Consider the following 20,936-nt stretch of genomic DNA (forward strand, 5'->3'; position numbering starts at 1 on the left):
CGGTTGCTGCCGTTAACCGGACAATCCGCCGGCTTCCAGTGGGCGTTCGCGGTGGAGCAAAATCCATTCGGCGTGTTCTTCGAGGCAAGCGCAGCCGAGCGCGCGCAGCAGGTGGCGCGATTCGGCATCGTCGCGGGCGTTGTCCAGGCGCGCGCGGCAACTGTCGAACAATCGGCTCATGAAGCGGAATTGCTTGATCAGTTCCTTGTCCGCGTTCTTGTGGGAATACGCTTCGTGGATACCGGCCAACAGCGGCAACAGGCCCATCGAAACCAGCAATGTCTTCTGCCAGGCAGGGTTGATGTGTCCGCCTGCCAGCAGCAGCGCCACCGCACCCAGCACGCCGCCGGCCAACGCGATGTTGCCGAGCAATGCGGTGGTGCGATAGGCGCGCTCACGGCTTTGGCTGCCTGCATTGAAGTAGGCAAGTTGCCCACTGGAATCATTGTCGATTGCCGATCGCTCGCCGACCCAACGGCTGATCACCCAGCGCAGCCAATCCTGGTCTGGCCGGAAGTCCTCGCTGCGCAACAGTCCCGAGCTGCGCATCGCGTGCCGGATCCAGCTCAGGTCCACGTCCTGCTTCTGCAGGAAGCTGTCGTAGCCCAGGCTGCTGTTCGGAGGTGTTTCAACACCCGCCAGGCGCCAGTACAGCTGCACGCGCAGGCCTTCGGCCAGACCACGGTAATCCAGGTACTTGCGATGCCACTCGCGCCGTTCGCCGATCAAGCTGACCAACCACCCCAGCGCGAACAACACCAGGAAGGCCGCCACGTAACGGCGATCGCTGTCCACGTCGGAATACAGGATGAAGGACAGACCCATCGCCGCGGCCATGGCATGGGTGAGCAGCATGTTGCGCCGCACGCGGCGGCGGAAATGCACGGCCAGCCAATCCGCCGCGCCGAACAGTTTGTCCACTTCGCGCACCGGTGCTGGGGCCGGCGTTGGCATGCCGGCATCGAGCAACGAGCGCACTTCGCTTGCCATCGCGTTCGCGTGGCGTTGCGTGTCGCGATTGAAGGCCTGCATCTGGCCGAACACATGGCAGTACTGTGCGGGCACCTTCGAACTGCCGGGCAGGTGGCCTTCGACCGTCACCCAGCGCGGATCGCGCAGGTGCTCGATCGGCTCGCCGGGGCCGTCCTCCGGGTGCGGAAGACGGCGCGGGCAGTACAGGTGGTAGACGAGGTCGCTTTCGTCATCGGCCAGCAGGTTCGGCGCCACGTCTTCAGCACTGAAGCCCGGCATTGCATTGCGCAGGTGGTAATCGACGACCTGCGCGGTGCCGCCAGTCGCTTCGCTGGCCTTGCCATCCCACAGCGCCAGCAGGATCTGGCAATGCGAGGACACGAACATCCCGAGCTGCGCGTACTGGCGGTTGCGCGCCGGGCCGCGTTGCTGGATCTCTTCCGGCGTGTTGCCGGGCGCCATCGGCAGCGTGCGCACCTGCGCCTGCGCAAGCAACCCGCGGAAGCGTTCGAGCGAGCCTTCGCGTTCGAAATCGCGTTCGTATTCCGCCTGCGGCATCGGCAGTGGCACGACCAGTTCGATGCCGAGCGCCAATGCTTCCTCGGCCACCAACTGGTCGCCGCCTTCGGCGAGCGCGGAGATCAGCCGCAACGGCAGGTCTGGGAATTCGCCGCGCACGCGCAGGAAGAAATCGCGCACTTCACTGCGCAGCCGCGGGGTCTCTTCGGTGATGAGGTCGCGGTGCGCGGTCAGCCCGATGTTCAGGCGGATTCGCGCCGGCGTGGTGCTGGCGTTTGCGAGGCTGTCCGGCATCGAAACTGTCCCCTTGCCCATGGCGTCGTCGCCCCCGGTTGCGCCATGGTGGCACGCATGCGAACGTCACCCCATCAAACGGAGTCTGGCGATGTCGACGGTCGCATTGTTGTTGCTGGTCGTGGTGGCCCTGCTGCACCTGTATTTCCTGGTGCTGGAAATGTTCCTGTGGACCAAGCCGCTGGGGCTGAAGACCTTCCGCAACACGCCGGAGAGGGCCGAAACCACCCGCGTATTGGCCGCCAACCAGGGCCTGTACAACGGCTTCCTGGCCGCCGGCCTGCTGTATGCGGCGGTCACCGGCTCGCGCGAGTTCGCGGTGTTCTTCCTGCTGTGCGTGGTCGTGGCCGGTGCCTACGGGGCGTACAGCGTCAACAAGCGGATCTTCTTCGTGCAGGCGTTGCCGGCCCTGCTGGCGCTGGCCGCGGTGTGCTGCTTCTGATCGAACGCTTGGTTCAGCGCGTCGTTTTCGGCGAGATCCACATGGCGATCGTCGCGGTCAGCACGGCGTCGCCCTGCGGATCCTGGATGGTCACGTCGAACGGCAATTCGTAGCCTTCATCCGCGACATGCGCCGGGAATGCCGGCACCGCGGTGGCACGCATCCGCCCGACTGCCTTCTTCAGGTACTTCACGTCCATGCCCTTGGGGATCCAGCGCATGCCGTGCGGGATGCTGACTTCGCAGGTCAGGCCGCCGACGAACTCGGCCAGGTTGCACAGCGCGATCGCATGCACGGTGCCGATGTGGTTGCTGACCTTGCGCCGGTGCGCGATGGACGCGATCCCGCGCCCCGGCTCCAGCGATTCGATGCGCGGCACGATGCTGGCGAAGTAGGGCGCTTTCCAGCACACCAGTTTCGAGAACAACCAACGTCCGCCCGGCCAGCGGGTCAGGCGTCGGTACACATCCAGCATCGGCGTTGCCATGGGTCAGGCCGCCTCGCGTCCAGTGGCTCCCGGCGCATCGAACACGGCATAGCCGGCCGAACGCAGTTCCCAGGATTCGAAGTCATCGACCATGATCGCGTCCAGGGTCATCGCGCGCAGTTCTTCCAACTGCTTGCGCTCGTCCGCGGTGATCCAGCCTTCGCGCACGCCTTCGTCGAGCTGCGCAACGAACTCCAGCGCTTCGATGTCGCTGTTCTTCAGCGCCTTGAGGAACTTGCGTTCCACCGGTTCGGCCATCACCACCTTCGGCAGGTAGCTGATGATGCGGCCAGCCGGGTTGTTTTCGCACGGCGTGGTGAACACGCCGTTGGCCATGCGCTCGCGTGCATCGCAGGGCGTCATCAGCAGGCTGGCGACCTTGTGGCCCAGGCGGTCGCTCGGCGCCTGCGCGCGGCGGCCCCAGGGGAAGATCACCAACCACAGCAACCAGCCGACCGGACGGATCGGGAAGTTGCGCAGCGCGCCGGACAGCGCGGTCTCGATCTTGTTGACGGCATCGTGGAAGGCATAGGCCAGCAGCGGCTGGTCGCCGGCCGGGCTGCCCGCATCCTGGTGGCGCTTGAGCATGGCGCTGGTGATGTACAGCTGGCTGAGCACGTCGCCCAGGCGGCCGCTCAGTGATTCCTTGAACTTCAGCTTGCCGCCGAGCAGCAGCATCGAGGTATCCGCCATCACCGCCAGCGCGGCGGAATAGCGATTGAGCTTGCGGAAGTAACGGCGGGTGTCGTCATCGCCCGGGGCGACGCCGATCTTGCTGCCGGTCAGGCCATACCACCAGCTGCGCACCGCATTGGAAATCGCGAAACCGATGTGGCCGAACAATGCGGCATCGAACTTGTCGATGCGCTCGACCGGATCGGCCAGTTGCGCCGCCTTCATTTCCTTCATCACCCACGGATGGCAGAGGATCGCGCCTTGGCCGAAGATCATCAGGCTGCGGGTCATGATGTTCGCGCCTTCCACCGTGATGGCGATCGGCGATGCCTGCCACGCGCGGCCGGCGAAATTGCGCGGCCCCAGGATGATGCCCTTGCCGCCGAGGATGTCCATGCTGTCCATGGCCGCCTTGCGGCCCATCTCGGTGCAGTGGTACTTGGCAATGGTGGACGGCACGGCGGGGTTTTCGCCGCGCGCCACCGCCGCTGCCGTCGCTTCGCTCAACGCACTGCAGGCATAGGCATTGCCGGCGATGCGGGCGAGGGCTTCTTCCACGCCTTCGAAGCGGCCGACCGACAGGCCGAACTGCTTGCGGATGCGTGCATAGCTGCCCACCGCGACCGCGCCCATCTTCGAGCCGCCGCTGGCGGTCGAGGGCAGGGTGATCGAACGGCCGATCGACAGGCATTCCATCAGCATGCGCCAGCCCTGGCCGGCATAGTCTTCACCACCAATCAGCTGCGACAGCGGCACGAACAGGTCCTTGCCGTGGATCGGGCCGTTCTGGAACGGCGAGTTGAGCGGGAAGTGGCGGCGGCCGATGTCCAGACCGGGTGTGTCGCGCGGCACCAGCGCCAGGCTGATGCCGATGTCGCGCTTGTCGCCCAGCAGGCCGTCCGGGTCGTACATGCGGAACGCGACGCCGATCAGCGTGGCCACCGGCGCCAACGTGATGTAGCGCTTGTCCATGGTCAGGCGGATGCCCAGCACCTTGGCGCCGTTCCATTCGCCTTCGCAGACGATGCCGTAGTCCGGGATCGAGGTGGCGTCGGAGCCGGCGAACGGGCCGGTCAGTGCGAAGCAGGGCACTTCACGGCCGTCGGCCAGACGCGGTAGGTAGTCGCGCTTCTGCTCGTCGGTACCGTAGTGCATCAGCAGTTCGGCCGGGCCCAGCGAGTTCGGCACGCCCACGGTGGAGCTGAGTACGGTGCTGATCGAGGCCAGCTTCTGGATGACCTTGTGGTTCATCAGCGCGGAGAAGCCCAGACCGCCGTATTCCTTCGGAATGTTCAGGCCGAAGAACTTGTTGCGCTTGACGTACTCCCAGATCTCCGGCGGCAGGTCGGCGCGGACGTGGCAGATGTCCCAGTCGTCAGCCATCCGGCACAGTTCTTCGCAGGGGCCATCCAGGAAGGCCTGTTCCTCGGCGGTCAGTTCCGGCTTCGGCAGCTTCAACAGCTGATCCCAGTCCGGCTTGCCGGAGAACAGCTGGCCTTCGAAACCGACCGTGCCGGATTCAAGCGCAGTGCGCTCGGTATCGGACAGTGGCGGCAGCAGCTTGGTGTAGAACTTCAGCAGCGGCGCGGTGATGAACGGCTTGCGTATCTGCGGGATCAGCAGCGGCACCGCGATCAAGGCCACGATGACCGCGGCGGTGATGGTTGCCGCCAGGTTCGCGCCCAGCAGCCAGCAGGCCACCAGTAAGGTGCCGGTCAACGCGGCCCAGACCGCCAGGCGCAGGCGGTGATAGGCGGCGAACGCGCCGGCGACGAGGAAGGCAAGGAAGGGAAGCAGGACGCTCATGACGGGGCTCCGGATACCGCGGATCTCAACGAACAGCGTTGCATACGTTTGCAGCGCCGCTTACCATACGGATAAGTATGGCGCTCGTGCTTTCGCTGTCAATCGGCAAAAGCGAGTAAAAACTCAGCATACTCTGCAAAACGCAAGCGTATGGAAGCCCCGACACAATGACCGAAGCATCACCCCGTAGCGGGCGCCTTAGCGCCGATGATTGGGCCCGCGAAGCGCTTGAGCAGATCGCGGATGCCGGCGTTTCCTCCGTGGCGGTGGAGCCATTGGCGCGCCGGCTTGGCGTGACCAAAGGCAGCTTCTACTGGCATTTTCCCTCCCGCGATGCCCTCTTGCAGGCTGCGCTGGAGCGCTGGGAGCGCGATGAACAAAACGCCTACGGCGCGCTGGAATCGATCACCGATGCCACCGAACGGCTGCGCGCGCTGTTCCACCTGATCGCGCACCACAACAAGACCCACATCATTTATTCCGAACTATTGAAGGCAAGCGACCACGCTGCAGTGCAGGCGGTGCTGGCGCATGTGCTGGAACGCCGGGTCGGCTTCCTGTTCGGTTCCTTCCGGCAAGCTGGCCTGAGCCAGAAAGATGCATTGAACCGCGCGCGTATGACCTATGCGGTGTACGTCGGCTTCCTGCAGCTTGAACTGCCGAAATTCCAGGCACGCCAGCCCATCGACGGTTTCGACGGCTACATCGAACACATGATGGCGACCCTGATCCCGAAACCCTGATTCGACAATCCTGATCGCGGAGCGCGCGCTCCCTTTCCACCGGTGCCCGTCCGGGCCGAAGGCCATGCATGAACGCACATTTGAAAGACATCGCATCCACCGCCAGCAAACTGGCTGCGCTGAATGACTGGGTTGCCGGCATCGCCCTGCTCACCAAGCCCGCCGCGATCCACTGGTGCGACGGCAGCGACGGCGAGAACGCCGCCCTCATCGCGCAGATGCAGGCCGATGGCACCCTGATCAAGCTCAACGAGCAGACCCATCCGGACAGCTGGCTGCATCGTTCGCATCCCGACGATGTTGCGCGCGTCGAACACCTGACCTTTGTCTGCACGCCCGAGCAGGACGAAGCCGGCCCGAACAACCACTGGATGTCGCCTGCCGATGGCCACGCCAAGATGGACGCGCTGTTCGACGGCTGCATGGAAGGGCGCACCATGTACGTGATCCCGTACTGCATGGGGCCGATCGATTCGCCGCTGTCGCGTTGCGGCGTGGAGATCACCGATTCGCCTTACGTGGTCGCCAACATGCGGATCATGACCCGCATGGGTGCCGCCGCGCTGGCGCGCATCGAACGCGAAGGCACGTTCGTGAAAGGCCTGCACTCCACCGGCGAGCTCGATCCGAACCGCCGCTACATCATGCATTTCCCGGAAGAACTGACGATCAAGTCGTACGGCTCCGGTTATGGCGGTAACGCGCTGCTCGGCAAGAAATGCCATGCGCTGCGCATCGCATCGCACCAGGCGCGCAAGGAAGGCTGGCTGGCCGAACACATGCTGATCCTGGGACTGGAGAACCCGCAAGGCGAAACGCACTACATCGCCGCCGCGTTCCCCAGCGCCTGTGGCAAGACGAACCTTGCGATGCTGATTCCGCCGGAAGGCTATCGCCGCGACGGCTGGAAGGTATGGACCATCGGTGACGACATCTGCTGGATGCGCCCCGGTGCCGACGGCCGCCTGTACGCGATCAACCCCGAAGCAGGCTTCTTCGGCGTGGCGCCGGGCACCTCGGAGAAATCCAACCCCAATGCGCTGGCTTCGATCCAGTCCGACACCATCTTCACCAATGTCGGCACCACTGCCGACAACCAGCCGTGGTGGGAAGGCATCGACAACGGCCAGCAGCCCGCCACCGACTGGCGCGGTGAAGCCTATGATCCGGCCAAACGGCCTGCCGCCCATCCGAACTCGCGCTTCACCGTCAGCGCCAAGCAGTGTCCGAGCTATTCGCCGATGGCCGAAGACGCGCAAGGCGTGCCGATCAGCGCCATCGTGTTCGGTGGCCGCCGCGCGTCACTGGTGCCGCTGGTATTCGAGGCCCGCGACTGGACGCATGGCGTGCTGGTCGGTGCCGCAATGGGTTCTGAGACCACGGCGGCGGCCACCGGTGCGGTCGGCGTGATGCGCCGCGACCCGATGGCGATGAAACCGTTCTGCGGCTACAACTTCGCCGACTACTTCGCCCACTGGCTGTCGTTCGATCAGCCCAGTGCGAAGCTGCCGAAAATCTTCCACGTCAATTGGTTCCGCAAAGGCGACGACGGCAAGTTCCTGTGGCCCGGCTTCGGCGACAACCTGCGCGTGCTGGAGTGGATGATCAAGCGCGTCGAGGACAAGGCGGATGCGGTGGAGACCCCGATCGGGCATCTGCCTTCGCAAACCGATCTCAACCTCGATGGCATCGAGCTGTCCGATGAAGCACGAACCAGGCTGTTCGGCTACGACAAGGCGGGGTGGCAAGCCGAGTTCGCCAGCATCGGCGAGTATCTAGATGAATACGGGCCGCGGATGCCCGAAGCGTTGAAAGTGGAGCAGAGACGCGTCGCAGATGCGCTTCGATAAAAAATTCGCAGCTTTAGTGAACTAGGCGCCGGCGAGTGCATAAGGAACTATGAATGCGAGGACTCTGGCGAATAGGCACAAAGTCACTTGTTAATGATTCGTTCGCCGTTCTATATTTGAGGGGGTCAGGCCGCTTGAGGCCGGATATGCATTCCCCAAAACCCCATGGGAGTTTCCAAAAAATGGCTTCAAATAATTTCATTGCCAATGGCCTGAAGCGGAGCGCGTTGACCGTTGCTCTGGGTCTGTGCTTCATCGGCGGCGTCCAGGCTCAGACCAATACCGCAGGCGCGGTCACGGGCCACGCTGCATCCGGTGACACCATTACCATCGCCAATCCGTCGACCGGCTTCAGCCGCACGGTGACCGTTGGTGCGGATGGCAACTATCGCTTCTCGCAGTTGCCGACCGGTCAATACCAGATCACTCACAATGGCTCTGCACCGCGTAACGTGACGGTTAATGTCGGTACTTCCGCGAATATCGACTTTGTGACCTCTGGCGGTAATGCCACCACGCTCGATACCGTCACCGTTGTGGGTAGCGGCGCGGTCAACCCGATCGATGTCTCGTCCGTCGAATCGAGCACCATCCTGACTGAAGCGCAGATCGACCGGCTGCCGGTGCAGCGCAACACGACCGCGGTTGCTTTGCTGGCGCCGGGTACCGTGCGCGGCGACAGCCGTTTCGGCAACCTCGCATCGTTCGGTGGCGCTTCAGTTGCCGAGAACGTGTACTACATCAATGGTTTCAACGTCACCAACATCGTGACGGGCACTGCATTCAGCCAGTTGCCCTTCGAGGCGTTGGCAGAGCAGCAGGTCAAGACGGGCGGTTACGGCGCCGAGTTCGGCCGTTCGCTGGGTGGCGTGGTGAACATGATCACCAAGCGCGGCACCAATGACTGGAAGTTCGGCGGCAACATCATCTGGTCGCCGGACAGCCTCAATGAAGGTGCCCGTTTTACCTATGACCCGGATCGCGATGGAAACTACACGGTCGAGCGTGGCGCAAAGGAAGATTCGCTGGTCTATAACTTGTACGCCAGTGGCCCGCTGATCAAGGATCGCCTGTTCATTTTCGGCTTGTACCAGGGCGAAAAACTCCAGACTGATGATCGTTTCGAGAGCGGCAGCAGCGCTGCCGAGCGCAAGTCGCCGCAAGGCTTGATCAAGCTGGACTGGAACATCACGGACAACCATCTGCTTGAATTCACCGCGTTCCGCGACCGCCGCGAAGAACACACCCAGTTTTACCAGCGTACCCCTGGCGACTTGACCATTGGCGGCGGTACTCCGCTTGGCACGCTTGACACGACGAGGGGTGGCGACAACTACGTCCTGCGCTGGACGGGCTATCTGACCGACAGCTTCACTCTGTCCGCGCTGTATGGCCGCGGCGAGTACTCACGCGGCAGCGAGGATTCCAATTCGCTGAGCTGCCCGATCGTTCAGGACGCTCGTACCACTGCAACCGTAGGTCCGCTTGGCGTCCAGGGTTGCTGGGTGACCGGTGTGGTCGGCATTCCCGATGCTGGCGATGTCCGCAAGTCTTGGCGCGTGGATGGCGAGTGGGCGCTGGGCGATCACGTGATCCGCTTCGGTCTTGACCGCGAGGAGTTCGATACCCACGACGGTTCGTCCTATTCCGGCAACGGTCGTTGGAACTATGCCAACACCACGCCGGGCACCGAGTTGACGAATGGTGCGATCGTCCCCGCTGGCGTGACGGAAATGGTGCGTTTCCGCCATTTCGACAACGGTGGCGACTTCCTCACCAAGAATTCCGCTTGGTACCTCGAGGACACCTGGCAGATCACCGACAACTTCATGTTGTACGGCGGCATTCGAAACGAGGCGTTCCAGAATTACAATTCGCTGGGCGGCGTTTTCATCGACGTGAAGAACACCTGGGCGCCGCGCTTCGGCTTCTCGTGGGACGTCAAGGGTGATTCCACGATGAAGGTGTTCGGCAACATCGGCCGTTACTACATTCCGGTGTACGCCAATACCAACGTCCGCCTTGCTGGCGCGGAGAGCGACTACTTCGACTGGTACACCTTTACCTCGATCGACCCTGTCACCGGCATTCCGGGCGGCTTGGTCAAGGTGGGCGATACCCATGTCACCAGTGGTGGCGGCGTGCCCGACCCGAAGACCGTTGTCGACAACAACATCTCGCCGCTGTACCAGGACGAATACATCCTCGGTATGCAGGTTCAGCTGAACGAAAAGTGGTCGCTGGGTGTGCGTGGCATCCATCGTGACCTGAAGTCGGGCATGGACGATATTTGCCCGTACGACGAGCCGTACAACTGGGCGATCAGCGAGGGTTACTCGGAAGATGAGGCCGATGCCATCGGCTCGGCCGTGAATCACTGCTTCCTGACCAACCCGGGCAAGGATCTGTCGATGAACGTCGATTTGGACGGCAGCGGCAACTTGACCACCATCGTCATCCCGGCCGAGGCGCTTGGGATGCCGCTGGCGAAGCGCAAGTATCAGGCGTTGGAAGTGTTCTTCGAGCGCGCTTGGGACGACAAGTGGTTCCTGCAGGGTTCCTACACCTTCGCCAAGAGCATCGGCAACACCGAAGGCTATGTGAAGTCGGACAATGGCCAGGACGACGCCGGCATCACCCAGGACTTTGACTACCCGGGTTTGATGGACGGAGCATACGGCTATCTGCCGAATGATCGTCGCCACAGCCTGAAACTGTTCGGCGCATACCAGATCAACGACGAATGGCGCGTAGGTGCCAATTTGTTGATGCAGAGCGGCCGTCCGTACAACTGCTTCGGCGTTTACCCGGCGGATGGTCCTGACACTGGCGCACCGGGGTATGGTGCGGCGTCGTTCTATTGCGGTACGAACGTAACGCAGGCCTATCCGGGCACACTGCATCCGCGTGGAACAAGCGGGCGCATTCCATGGGCGCAAACTGTCGACCTGAACCTGACCTATGAACCGCAATGGGCGAAGGGACTTCTGTTGGGCGTCAATGTGAACAATCTGCTCGACAGCGGTGACTACTACCGCGTGCAGGATGTTTACGAGGACGATTCCCGCGAACCGCTTTCCACCTATCGCCAACCACGCGGTTTTGTCGCTCCTCGTTCCGTGCAGTTCACCGTGCAGTACGATTTCGGCACCAAGTAATCCCTAAATCGATGTTGTAACGTAGAACCGCCGGTGGAGACTCCGGCGGTTCTTTTTTTGGCGTCGAGAATCGCCGCGAATTCTTGACAGACTTGGTCGTACAGAGAGGGTGTTTCGGGGTTGCCGATGACTGTCTTGATCAATCAATCGGAGCTCCTGCGCCTCTCATCGGTCGAGTCGTCGGCGGGTAACTACCGTGCGGCGCGTGAATATGTCTTGCGTGCCAGCGCTCACACGATCCGTAATCCGGTCGTTGCTAGGCAAATCATCGAACGTCTTCGCGTGTTCAATGAAGTCGAAGCGCTCAAGCGCTATCTCCACTTGCTTGGCCCCATCGAATGCATGCCGATTCCTCTGCTGCTGTCGTGCGCGGCTCAATTTGTCTATCTTGGCGAGTTGGACAATGCGTTGCGGTATATCGATGAAGCCAGGCGCGGTGATCCCGAATTCCCTCCGACGTTACTCGCACGTGGCCAGACGCTCATGTATCACGGGCGATTTGACGAGGCCAGGGCGGAGGTAATGCATTGCCTGAAACGCGCACCGGAACTTGCGCATGGTTGGTGGCTGCTTTCTCGGATCGACCGGCAAACCGAGCAATCAAATCATGTCGCAGGGATCAGGGCGCAATTGCATAGACCGGGCCGTCGCAACGACGAGATCGCACTGCTGCAATACGCCCTGCACAAGGAACTTGATGACCTCGGCGACTATGACGGGGCTTGGCGTGCGCTGGAGCAGGCCTGTCGCAGGAAGCGCGAAACAGCGCAGTATGACGTGGAGGACAACCGTAGGCTGTTCGATGACTTGATCGCATTCCCAGTGGCGCAATCGATCGCTGGCCATCCTCGCGGCGCAGGGGCAACACCGCTGTTCATTGTCGGCATGCATCGTTCCGGTACCACCCTGCTGGAACAGTTGTTGGATGGCAGTCCGAACGTGAAGGGTATTGGCGAGGTGTACGACTTCGCCAGTGCGATGCGTTACGCAACAAATCGATTCAGCAGGGGGGTAACCGATCGCGCCATTGTAGAAAGGGCGAAGGGGATTGACTTCACTGAAGTCGGCAAGCGCTATCAAGACAGTATGGCGTGGCGATTGGGCGACGAGCAGTTCTTCACCGACAAGCTACCCTCGAATTTCCTCAACATCGGCTTCATTTGCCGTGCGCTGCCGCACGCCAAGATGCTGCATATGGTGCGCGATCCGGTCGAGACCTGTTTCTCCAATCTACGCGAGCTGTTCTCCGATGCGAATCCATACTCATACAGCCAGATGGAGTTGGCGGAGTATTACCTGCAATACCATCGTCTGATGGCGCATTGGCATGGCGCATATCCAGGGCGGATATTGGATGTGCAGTACGCCGATCTCGCCCGCGATCCTGAAACCGTGATGCGTAAGGTGGCGGATTTCTGCGGGGTGGACTTTGTCCCGGAGATGGCCGACTCCCGCAGTAGCACGCGAGCGGTCGCCACGGCCAGCTCGGTGCAGGTGCGTCAGAGCGTGACACGGCGTGACACGCCCCGCTACGTGCCCTATCTGCATCAGATGCAGCCGCTAATCGAGGCCCTTCGAGGAGGTCTGTCGGGCGACGCCTAGTTTCAGGCGCAGGGCGGCACCGAATGTGCCCTAGATGCCAATTACCGGCCAATTCGAACAATTGCCGCCCAATTTGAAACTGAATACGGGGATGTTGACTTGAATGCGTGCTGACTGGCTTGTTAAAGATTCGTTTCTTGTTTTATAGTCGGGAGGTCAGGCCACTTCAGGCCAGACGTACATCTTGGTCACTTTGTCCCAATGGGGGTTTCACAATGGCTTCTAAATACATTACTAAAGGCCTGAAGCGGAGCGCGCTTACCGTCGCTCTGGGTCTTTGCTTTGCTGGCGGCGTGCAAGCGCAGAGCACCAGCGGCTCGATTTTCGGCAAGGCCGACGCCGGCCAGACCGTCACCATCGTCAGCGAAACGGGGCTGACCCGCAACGTGACCGTGGATGCGAGTGGTTCCTACAATGTCGTGTCGCTGCCGGCAGGCAGTTACAAGGTCACGTCGGGCGGAAGCACCCGTGACGTGGTCGTCAGGGTCGGCAGCGGTGCGCAGGTCGATTTCGGCGGCGCGACCAATCTGGATGCCGTTGTCGTGGTCGGTTCCCAGACCATGGACGTCGACGTTTCCCAGACCGATACACGTACCGTGTTCACGGCCGAGGATCTGAAAAAATTCGCGTTGCCGCGTGATGTCAACGCCGTGGCCTTGCTGGCCCCGGGCGTCATCAACAGTACGAGTTACAACTTCGCCCAGTCCAACATCGGCAGCTTTGGCGGCTCGGCGGCTTCTGAGAATGCCTACTACATCAACGGCTTCCCGGTCACCAATCCGCTGACCAATCTGGGTGCGACCACATTGGGCTTCGACTCCATTGCCCAGCAGCAGGTGCTGACCGGCGGTTATGGCGCCGAGTACGGTCGTTCCACGGGTGGCGTGGTCAGCCTGATCACCAAGAGGGGCACCAACGAATGGCATGGTGGCGTTTACGCCATCTACTCGCCGGATTCGCTGCGATCCTCGGCGAAGGACATCTTTTACCCGGATACCGGCCATTACAGCGCGGCTAGCCACTATGCCGCTGACAATACCCGGCCGCAGGCTTGGACGGACAACAAGTTGTTCGACTACAACCGCGGCAACAAGTCGGAAAGCCTGACCTACGGTCTGTGGGCGGCCGGTCCGATCTGGAAGGATCGCCTGTTCGTGTATGCGAACGTCGAGCGCACCGAAATCGACCAGGAAACGTCTCGCGTCACGGGCAACCTGCAAGGCAAGACTTCGACGGGCGCGTCGGCAATCTCCGCGACCAACCGCGCCCAGGCTTATGGTGTGTACAACTACACCTATCCGCGCTGGACAGCGAAGGCCGACTGGAACATCACCGATGACCACATCCTGGAATTGACCGCTGTTCAAGACAACGGCAAGACCGACTACGAATACTTCGGTTTCGACTACGACACCTTCACGCGCAATGACGTGAGTTACAACGGTCCGCATTCCACCGAAGACAACTCGCGCCTGTACATTGGCAAGTACACCGGCTACCTGACGGACAACCTGACCATCTCTGCCCAGTACGGCGAGCAGACAGTCGACCACGTTCCGGATGCATTGAGTGGCTATGACGCGAGCAAGACGTACATCAACGCGCTCAGCGCCACCACCGTGCCGACACAGTTCGCCGGCATCACCAATCCGCAGCCGTACCTGACGGTTGTCGACCCGAGCCAGGACAAGACCAAGGGTTATCGTTTCGACGTCACCTATCAGCTCGGCGACCATGAACTCCGCGCGGGTCTGGATCAGTTCGAAGCCGTGTCCTACATCGGCGACCGTTACACCGGTCCCGGCTACATCTGGTCGTACGGCAAGCTCGCCAATCCGAACGAAGCCATCAGCGGCAGTGACGGCGTGGGCTCCCCGGCCAGCGGTGGCGGCTACGGCACCGATGGTTACTACGTGTCGAAGAATTATTCGTCGCATGGTGGCTCGGTATCCACCAAGCAAAAGGCTTGGTACATCGAAGACCGTTGGCAGGTGACCGACAACCTGTTGCTGTCGTTGGGCTTGCGCAATGACAGCTTCACCAACTACAACGGCGACCATCTGGCCTACGTCGAGCAGAAGAACAACTGGGCGCCGCGCCTGGGCTTCAGCTGGGACGTGAACGGTGATTCCTCGTTCAAGGTATTCGGTAACGCGGGCCGTTACCACTTGGCCCTGCCAAACAACGTGGCCATCCGTGGCGCCAACGCATCGACGAACACGCAGCAGTACTTCACCTATACCGGCATCGCGGCTGATGGCACGCCGATCGGTACGAATGCGATTCCGTTGTTGAATACCAGCAAGCAATGCGCCAACGGCGGCGTTTCGACCAATCTGGAATGCGGTACCGCGCCGGATCCGGCCACCGTTGCCATCAAGGACCTGAAGGCGCACTACCAGGATGAGTTCATCCTCGGCATGCAGCGTGTTGAAAGCGATGTGCTCTCGTGGGGCGCCAAGTTGACCTATCGTGACCTCAAGAGCGCGATTGACGATACCTGCCCGAGCGAGTGCCGAATCTTCAACCCGGGTGAGGCAGCGACCTTCCTGATCCCGAACGGCGATGGCACCTACACCGAACAAAGCTACACCGCCGAAGAGTTGGGCTTCCCGAAACTGAAGCGCAAGTACTTCGCTCTGGATCTGTACGCGCAGTACGTGCAGGACGACTTGTTCGCCAAGATCGAATACACCCTGTCGAAGAACTGGGGTAACGCCGAAGGCCAGTTGAACTCCTCGCTCGATACCGGTAACGGTGGCCAGGCCGACGTCTCCGTGACCTCGGACTGGGATTTGCCTGAACTGGCGTTTGGTGCCGATGGTCTGCTGCCGAACCACCGCAAGCATCAGGTGAAGCTGTTTGGCTCGGTGAAGCTGAGCGACCAGTTCCGCGTGGGTGGTTCTGCCATCGTTCAGAGCGGCCGTCCGAAGGACTGCAAGAGCTACTGGCCGTATGCGAAGACCGGTCTGTACAACAACGGCTTCTACTACTTCTACTGCGGCGTGCCGGGCAACAACCCGCCTCCGGGTGCTGTGGCAGGTGTGGACTACTCGGGTGCCATCCTTCCGGCTTCCCCGGACTACAGGTTCTCCCCGCGTGGCAGCGCAGGTACGGGTCCGTTGACCGCTACCTTCAACGTGAACTTCACTTATACCCCGAACTGGCTGGAAGGCTTGACGGCTTCGGTGGACGTGCTCAACCTGTTCGACACGCAGACGGCGACCGCGTTCAACCCGCGCTCGGCCAACTCGCGTAGTACGGTTGATCCGACCTTCAACAAGGTGTCGTACTACACAGCTCCGCGCACTGTCCGCTTCACCGTTCGCTACGATTTCTAATCGTTGAGCAACGTCTTGTAGTCGGCCGGCCCCAGTGATGGGGCCGGTTTTTTTTTGTGCAAGATACGGTGCCTGGTTAAACCCATTGTCTTGACGCCGCATCGTACTGAGTATGCTGATGCAGACCATGCCGATGCCATCCACTGCCGATAGCGAGATCGCCCCGTTCGATGCGGGCGAGGACGTGGTGCTGGCGCGTCGTGCGGCGGCTGCGGACATGGCTGCGTTCGAATTGCTGTACCGGCGCCACCACCGGCGGGTGCACGGGGTGATCGTGCGGCTGGTCGGGCAGGCCGGGGCACGCGCAGAGGACCTGACCCAGGAAGCATTCGTGCGCGCCTGGCAGGCGCTGCCTGGCTTCCGCTTCGAAAGCGCGATCTCGACTTGGCTGCATCGGCTGGCGGTGAATACCGCGCTGATGGAGTTGCGCGCGCGCCGCAGCCGGCCACTGGCGGACGATGACGAGGACGCGCTGGAATCCCTGTCGACGCCGGATACCGCCGGTCGCGCCGCGCTCGGTCGCGATCTTGCGCGTGCGGTGGCGACCCTACCGCCGCGGGCGCGGGCGGTGCTGGTGCTGCATGACGTCGAAGGCTGGAAGCACGAGGAGATCGCCGAGGAACTAGGCATGGCGGTCGGCAGTTCCAAGGCGCAGTTGCACCGCGCACGCGGCTTGCTGCGTACGCGGATCGGAGAAATGGCATGAACGAACGCATCGACGAAAAGCGATCTTCCATCGGCGAAGCCGAGCTTCGCCTGGCACTGCGTGGCCTGCGCCAGGGAACAGAACCCGCCGCCGATTTGTGGCCCGGCATCGCGGCTCGCATCGCCGCCTTGCCGCAACACGCACCGACCACGAGTCCGCGACCGCACCAGCGGTGGCTGTGGCCATTGGCCACGGCGGCTTCGCTGCTCCTCGTGGTCGGGGTGACTTGGAAGATGCAGCCTGTCGGCCCGGTGTCCGTCATGTCCGCTACGCCGATTGCAAACGGCCCGCAAACGGCGAGGATGCCGCTCGTGCAGCGCGAAGCCGAAACCCTGACCGTGCAATATCAGGCCGCGCTACGTGAACTCGATGCGCATGCCACCCCCGCCGGGTGGCAGCCGGGCCTGGATGCGCTGGATCGCAGTGCTGCTGAAATCCGCGATGCGTTGCAACGCGATCCGAACTCGCGCCTGTTGCTGCAGCGCTTGCGCGATACCTATACCCGCCGGCTCGCGCTGTCGCGCCGTGCGCTCTACGCCTGAGGAGTCGAAGACGATGTCACTGTCCATGAAAGCCGCGATCTTGACGATCGCCTGCGTCGCCGCATTCCCGGCGCTGGCCGCCACTCCGATCAACCAATCCCATCCGCTGGATCCCCGCGGCCGCGTCGAGATCGACAACCTGAAGGGGCGCGTGGAAGTACGCGCCTGGGATCGGTCGGAAGTGAAGATCACCGGCAGCCTGGGTGCCGGCGTGCAGAAATTCTCGGTAGAAGGCGACAAGGGCGCGCTGCATATCGAAGTGAAGTACCCGAACCGCGCCAACAACACCGAGCCGACCATTTTGATCGTGCAGGTGCCGCTGCAGGCCGAGCTCGAGGTGAACACCGTCTCGGCGGATATCGATGTGCACGGCGTGGCCCCACGCGAATTGTCGCTGGAGTCGGTAAGCGGCGATATCGTCGCCAACGGCGCGCCGCGCCGCGCTTCGGTGGAGTCGGTGAGTGGCGATGTGACGCTGACCTTCAACAGCGGCGACGTGAGCGCCAGTGCGGTCAGCGGTGACCTGACCCTCAACGGTCGCCTCAATGGTGAGGTCTCGGTGGAAACCGTGTCCGGCAACCTGCACGTGGACAACCGTGGCGAACGCCTGCGCAAACTGTCGGCCAGCACGGTGTCCGGCGATGTCGAAGTGACGCTGGCATTGGCCGCCGATGGCGAGATCAGCATGGAAAGCGTGAGCGGCGACTTGACCCTGATCGCGCCACGCGACTTGTCGGCGGAAGTCTCCGGCGAAAGTTTCAGCGGTGATCTAAGCGCCCCCGGTGCGAAGATCCAGCGCGAGGAATTCGGCCCCGGTTCCAGCTTCCGTACCCGCTATGGCGCGGGCAAGGGCGAGGTGCGGATGGAGACGTTCTCCGGCGACGCCAGCTTGCGCCTGCAATAGTCCGGCGATTCGATTCCCGGAAACGCGAAGGCCGCATCCATGATGCGGCCTTTCGTTGTTGCGCGCGTCACCGAACCGATCCCGGTTACAGATCCTGCTGGTAGCGCACGTAGGGTACCGTGCCTTCGTCGCCCTGGTTGCCGGCCGAGAACGGGTTCTTGCCGCGCGTCACCACGTTGTCGGCGCCAACACTGAGCTGGCCGCTCCACGGCGTGTGCCAGGTCAGGCCCAGGCCCAGGCCCTTCCAGACGTTGCTTTCGCCGGGGACATTGACCACGCGGCCGACGATATTGGCGGTGAATGCGCCGAAGCCGCCGCCGACGCTCAGGCTGCGGGTGTTCCATTGGTCTGCGTACTGCGGGACATCGGCCACAGGCACCAAGGTGGCGCGGGCGACGGTACCGCCAACGCTGACCACGCCTTTGCGGCCGATCTGTTTTTCGGCCATCAGCGAGAAATCGCTGGACTCGACTTTGCCAGACGACTGGTTCGGCGACAGCCATGCGGGCAGGATGTCGCGACCATTGCCAATCGACACGCCCAACTTGCTGCCACCGCGGCTGATGTTGGCGCCGACGCTGCTGTGGCGGCTGGCATTGCCGGCCATGTTGCCGTTCAAGGTTGCCATCACGCAGTTGTCCGCGAGTTGGCCGATGGCGGAGGCGATGCCGCTCTGGCGATCGCAGACCAACGCCAGCGAATCGCCGGCCTGAACGCCGTAAGTCGCTTCCAGGGTCGTGCTGCCGAAGCGCCAGCGCGCACCCGCGCCGGTGCCGGTGGTGGCCGGTTCCAGCAGCAGCACGGCTTCCAGCTTGCCGCTGTCCTTGTTCAACACCGGCACCACGGCGGAATCGCGCTTGGCTTTGGATTGCGCGTGCACGGCACCGCTGGCGAAGGCCAGAGCGAGTGCGGCAGCGGCAATGGGCGTCAGGCGCGTAAGCATGTGTTTGATGGACAAACCGTTAGCGACGAAGTTCCTTCTCCACGTCACCCGAGTCTAGTCGATTTATGATTCCTTAACAATACGCCGCAAGGGGTGGATGAATACGCCGCAAGGGGTGGATGCATCTCTGGGGGTGCGTACAGAAGGCAACGTCCGTCTGCCTGGTGGTCACTGGATGCCCGGTGCGGCCGGCAATTGGGCCGCGGCTTCGCGGAACAGGCTGGCGATCTCGTCCTCGCCGAAGCGGTAGTCCTGCCCGCAGAATTCGCAGCGCACTTGCGCCTCACCACCGCCGGATTCGACGGCCGCCGCGGCTTCGTCGGTGCCGAGCGAGACCAGCATCGCCGCCACCCGCTCGCGCGAGCAGGAACAGGCGAATCGCAAAGGCTTCTCGCCCATCGCTTCGGGTGATTCCTCGTGGAACAGGCGGTGGATGAGCTCGGCCGGCGGCAGCGCCAGCAATTCCTCGCTGCCCAGGGTTTCGAACAAGGCGCTCGCTCGGTTCCAGCCGTCATCGTCGCCACCATCGCCCGGCAGCTTCTGCAGCATCAACCCGGCCGAGCGCTTGCCATCGCAGGCCAGCAGCAGGCGGGTAGGCAATTGCTCGGACTGGCGGAAATAGCCTTCGAAGGCTTCGCCGAGGTTGTCGGCATCCAGTTCGACCAGGCCCTGGTAGCGGATCGGGTCGCGGCCGCCTAGCGATGGGTTTTCGATGGTGATGGCCAGCATGGCGTCCGCGCCGAGTGCGCGCAGGTCGCGTGATGGCGCCGGCGCGTCTTCGTCGAACTGGGCGATGCCACGCAGCGTCCCGACAGCGGTGCATTCGGCGAACAAAGTGCGCAGGGCACCTTGGCTGCGCAGTTGCACCGACAGGCGGCCATCGATCTTGGCGTGGCCAGTGAACAGCGCGGCGGCGGCGGTGGCTTCGCCCAGTAGTTCGGCCACCGCCGGCGGATAGAGCGCGCGCGCGGCCATGGTTTGCCAGGTGTCGTCCAATCGCACCGCAACGCCGCGCACGCCGGCGGTGGGCAACAGGAATCGAAGCTGGGTGTCGTGGGTCTGGGTCATATCGAATACCGTAAGTCGCCCGGCCTGCGGATAATGTGCTGCGAGGGCTGAGATGGGGATGATCGACGATATGGGGCGTAACGGGATGGTTCGCAAGGCGATGCACGCATGAACGAAGTCGTGGCGCCGCCACGCCGCCGGCGCTGGCGCACGTGGCTGTGGAAGGTGCCGCTGGCCTTCGTTGTTTTCAGCGTGTTGCAGGTGTTGGTGTTGCGTTTCATCGACCCGCCCTTTTCGATGTTCATGGCCGCGCGCCAGCTGGACGCGGCGATGGATGGCGACTTCAAGTTCCGGATTGCCCACGATTGGCGCGACCTCGACAAGATCTCACCGAATCTGCCGTTGGCGCTGGTGGCGTCCGAAGACCAGAACTTCGCGAAACACAACGGCTTCGATTTCGCCGCCATCGAGAAGGCGCAGGCGCATAACGAGAAGATGATCGAGCGCGCCGAAAAGCGCGGCAAGCCGGTCCGCCGGCTGCGCGGGGCCAGCACCATCAGCCAGCAGACCGCCAAGAACCTGTTCCTGTGGCAGGGTAGCGGCGTCACCCGTTGGGCGCGCAAGGGGCTGGAGGTCTGGTACACCGCGCTGATCGAAGTGCTGTGGCCGAAACGACGCATCATCGAGGTGTACGCCAACATCGCCGAGTTCGGCGATGGTATCTACGGTGCGCAGGCGGCGGCACGCAGCTTCTTCCGCAAGGATGCATCGAACCTCTCGGCTGTCGAAGCGGCGCGATTGGCGGCGGTGCTGCCCAGTCCGAAACGCTACAACGCGGCACGCCCCGGTCCGTACGTGCAACGCCGCACCAATGCGATCCAGCGACAGATGCGCTACATGGGTGGCGACGCCTACCTGCGCAGCCTGGACTAAGCTGGCTTACC

Annotated in this window: 15 protein-coding genes; 10 read left to right on the forward strand and 5 right to left on the reverse strand. The window is 62.6% G+C overall.

Annotated features, from left to right (window positions below; translation table 11 throughout):
- Positions 1 to 12: 12 nt before the first annotated feature.
- Positions 13 to 1,785, reverse strand: coding sequence for a hypothetical protein (locus tag G7079_RS04095; protein ID WP_166055814.1), 1,773 nt, complete (start codon positions 1,783 to 1,785; stop codon positions 13 to 15).
- 91 nt (positions 1,786 to 1,876) lie between these two features.
- Here G7079_RS04095 and G7079_RS04100 point away from each other — a divergent pair, with 91 nt between their 5' ends.
- Positions 1,877 to 2,227, forward strand: coding sequence for a DUF1304 domain-containing protein (locus G7079_RS04100; protein ID WP_166055816.1), 351 nt, complete (start codon positions 1,877 to 1,879; stop codon positions 2,225 to 2,227).
- Between the two features lie 13 nt (positions 2,228 to 2,240).
- Here the strand turns inward: G7079_RS04100 and G7079_RS04105 are convergent, their stop codons facing one another.
- Together G7079_RS04105 and G7079_RS04110 are read right to left on the reverse strand one after the other, a co-directional pair.
- Complete coding sequence (locus G7079_RS04105) at positions 2,241 to 2,714, reverse strand: hotdog fold domain-containing protein (protein WP_166055817.1); 474 nt, start codon at positions 2,712 to 2,714, stop codon at positions 2,241 to 2,243.
- Positions 2,715 to 2,717: 3 nt separating this feature from the next.
- Entirely contained in the window at positions 2,718 to 5,195 is a 2,478-nt protein-coding gene (locus G7079_RS04110) for an acyl-CoA dehydrogenase (RefSeq protein ID WP_166055819.1), read from the reverse strand.
- Between the two features lie 167 nt (positions 5,196 to 5,362).
- On the opposite strand from G7079_RS04110, the gene G7079_RS04115 reads away from it, so the two are divergent.
- The 8 genes from G7079_RS04115 (at position 5,363) to G7079_RS04150 (ending at position 18,041) form a co-directional block, all read left to right on the forward strand.
- Positions 5,363 to 5,938: a TetR/AcrR family transcriptional regulator gene (locus G7079_RS04115; RefSeq protein ID WP_166055821.1), complete on the forward strand. Its 576-nt coding sequence runs from the start codon at positions 5,363 to 5,365 to the stop codon at positions 5,936 to 5,938.
- 68 nt (positions 5,939 to 6,006) lie between these two features.
- Entirely contained in the window at positions 6,007 to 7,788 is a 1,782-nt protein-coding gene (locus tag G7079_RS04120) for a phosphoenolpyruvate carboxykinase (GTP) (protein WP_166055822.1), read from the forward strand.
- 53 nt (positions 7,789 to 7,841) lie between these two features.
- Positions 7,842 to 10,946 (forward strand): carboxypeptidase regulatory-like domain-containing protein, encoded by a 3,105-nt coding sequence (locus tag G7079_RS04125; protein ID WP_166055827.1) that lies wholly within the window; start codon positions 7,842 to 7,844, stop codon positions 10,944 to 10,946.
- A gap of 126 nt (positions 10,947 to 11,072) precedes the next feature.
- The gene (locus tag G7079_RS04130) at positions 11,073 to 12,548 is read left to right on the forward strand and encodes a sulfotransferase (protein WP_166055829.1); all 1,476 of its coding nucleotides are present in this window, start codon (positions 11,073 to 11,075) and stop codon (positions 12,546 to 12,548) included.
- A 293-nt stretch (positions 12,549 to 12,841) separates the two neighbouring features.
- Positions 12,842 to 15,889: a TonB-dependent receptor gene (locus G7079_RS04135; RefSeq protein WP_240906236.1), complete on the forward strand. Its 3,048-nt coding sequence runs from the start codon at positions 12,842 to 12,844 to the stop codon at positions 15,887 to 15,889.
- Between the two features lie 133 nt (positions 15,890 to 16,022).
- Positions 16,023 to 16,595 carry a sigma-70 family RNA polymerase sigma factor gene (locus G7079_RS04140; RefSeq protein WP_240906237.1) on the forward strand — a complete coding sequence of 191 codons (573 nt, stop codon included), beginning with the start codon at positions 16,023 to 16,025 and terminating at the stop codon, positions 16,593 to 16,595.
- A complete protein-coding gene (locus tag G7079_RS04145; protein ID WP_166055835.1) occupies positions 16,592 to 17,137 on the forward strand; it encodes a hypothetical protein in 546 nt (181 codons plus the stop codon). The genes G7079_RS04140 and G7079_RS04145 overlap by 4 nt, the downstream gene beginning before the upstream one ends.
- Positions 17,138 to 17,162: 25 nt before the next feature.
- Positions 17,163 to 18,041, forward strand: a complete 879-nt coding sequence (locus G7079_RS04150; protein WP_166055836.1) for a DUF4097 family beta strand repeat-containing protein — start codon at positions 17,163 to 17,165, stop codon at positions 18,039 to 18,041.
- Between the two features lie 85 nt (positions 18,042 to 18,126).
- On the opposite strand, the gene G7079_RS04155 is transcribed toward G7079_RS04150, so the two are convergent.
- Positions 18,127 to 18,984 carry a hypothetical protein gene (locus tag G7079_RS04155; RefSeq protein WP_166055838.1) on the reverse strand — a complete coding sequence of 286 codons (858 nt, stop codon included), beginning with the start codon at positions 18,982 to 18,984 and terminating at the stop codon, positions 18,127 to 18,129.
- Between the two features lie 168 nt (positions 18,985 to 19,152).
- Positions 19,153 to 20,052 carry an Hsp33 family molecular chaperone HslO gene (locus G7079_RS04160; protein WP_166055840.1) on the reverse strand — a complete coding sequence of 300 codons (900 nt, stop codon included), beginning with the start codon at positions 20,050 to 20,052 and terminating at the stop codon, positions 19,153 to 19,155.
- A gap of 108 nt (positions 20,053 to 20,160) precedes the next feature.
- Here G7079_RS04160 and mtgA point away from each other — a divergent pair, with 108 nt between their 5' ends.
- On the forward strand, positions 20,161 to 20,925 hold the full coding sequence (gene mtgA / locus G7079_RS04165; RefSeq protein WP_166055842.1) for a monofunctional biosynthetic peptidoglycan transglycosylase: 765 nt from the start codon (positions 20,161 to 20,163) through the stop codon (positions 20,923 to 20,925).
- Positions 20,926 to 20,936 lie beyond the last annotated feature (11 nt).

Origin of the sequence: Thermomonas sp. HDW16, from assembly GCF_011302915.1 — a bacterium.
Classification (GTDB): Bacteria; Pseudomonadota; Gammaproteobacteria; order Xanthomonadales; family Xanthomonadaceae; genus Thermomonas.

What these genes read in the sequence shown, in the direction of transcription:
- G7079_RS04145 (WP_166055835.1), top strand. Translation starts at nt 16,592, where the DNA reads ATGAACGAACGCATCGACGAAAAGCGATCTTCCATCGGCGAAGCCGAG.
- G7079_RS04155 (WP_166055838.1), bottom strand. Translation starts at nt 18,984, where the DNA reads ATGCTTACGCGCCTGACGCCCATTGCCGCTGCCGCACTCGCTCTGGCC.
- G7079_RS04115 (WP_166055821.1), top strand. Translation starts at nt 5,363, where the DNA reads ATGACCGAAGCATCACCCCGTAGCGGGCGCCTTAGCGCCGATGATTGG.
- G7079_RS04150 (WP_166055836.1), top strand. Translation starts at nt 17,163, where the DNA reads ATGAAAGCCGCGATCTTGACGATCGCCTGCGTCGCCGCATTCCCGGCG.
- G7079_RS04095 (WP_166055814.1), bottom strand. Translation starts at nt 1,785, where the DNA reads ATGCCGGACAGCCTCGCAAACGCCAGCACCACGCCGGCGCGAATCCGC.
- G7079_RS04130 (WP_166055829.1), top strand. Translation starts at nt 11,073, where the DNA reads ATGACTGTCTTGATCAATCAATCGGAGCTCCTGCGCCTCTCATCGGTC.
- G7079_RS04120 (WP_166055822.1), top strand. Translation starts at nt 6,007, where the DNA reads ATGAACGCACATTTGAAAGACATCGCATCCACCGCCAGCAAACTGGCT.
- G7079_RS04105 (WP_166055817.1), bottom strand. Translation starts at nt 2,714, where the DNA reads ATGGCAACGCCGATGCTGGATGTGTACCGACGCCTGACCCGCTGGCCG.
- G7079_RS04125 (WP_166055827.1), top strand. Translation starts at nt 7,842, where the DNA reads ATGCGAGGACTCTGGCGAATAGGCACAAAGTCACTTGTTAATGATTCG.
- G7079_RS04110 (WP_166055819.1), bottom strand. Translation starts at nt 5,195, where the DNA reads ATGAGCGTCCTGCTTCCCTTCCTTGCCTTCCTCGTCGCCGGCGCGTTC.
- G7079_RS04140 (WP_240906237.1), top strand. Translation starts at nt 16,023, where the DNA reads ATGCCATCCACTGCCGATAGCGAGATCGCCCCGTTCGATGCGGGCGAG.
- mtgA (WP_166055842.1), top strand. Translation starts at nt 20,161, where the DNA reads ATGAACGAAGTCGTGGCGCCGCCACGCCGCCGGCGCTGGCGCACGTGG.
- G7079_RS04160 (WP_166055840.1), bottom strand. Translation starts at nt 20,052, where the DNA reads ATGACCCAGACCCACGACACCCAGCTTCGATTCCTGTTGCCCACCGCC.
- G7079_RS04100 (WP_166055816.1), top strand. Translation starts at nt 1,877, where the DNA reads ATGTCGACGGTCGCATTGTTGTTGCTGGTCGTGGTGGCCCTGCTGCAC.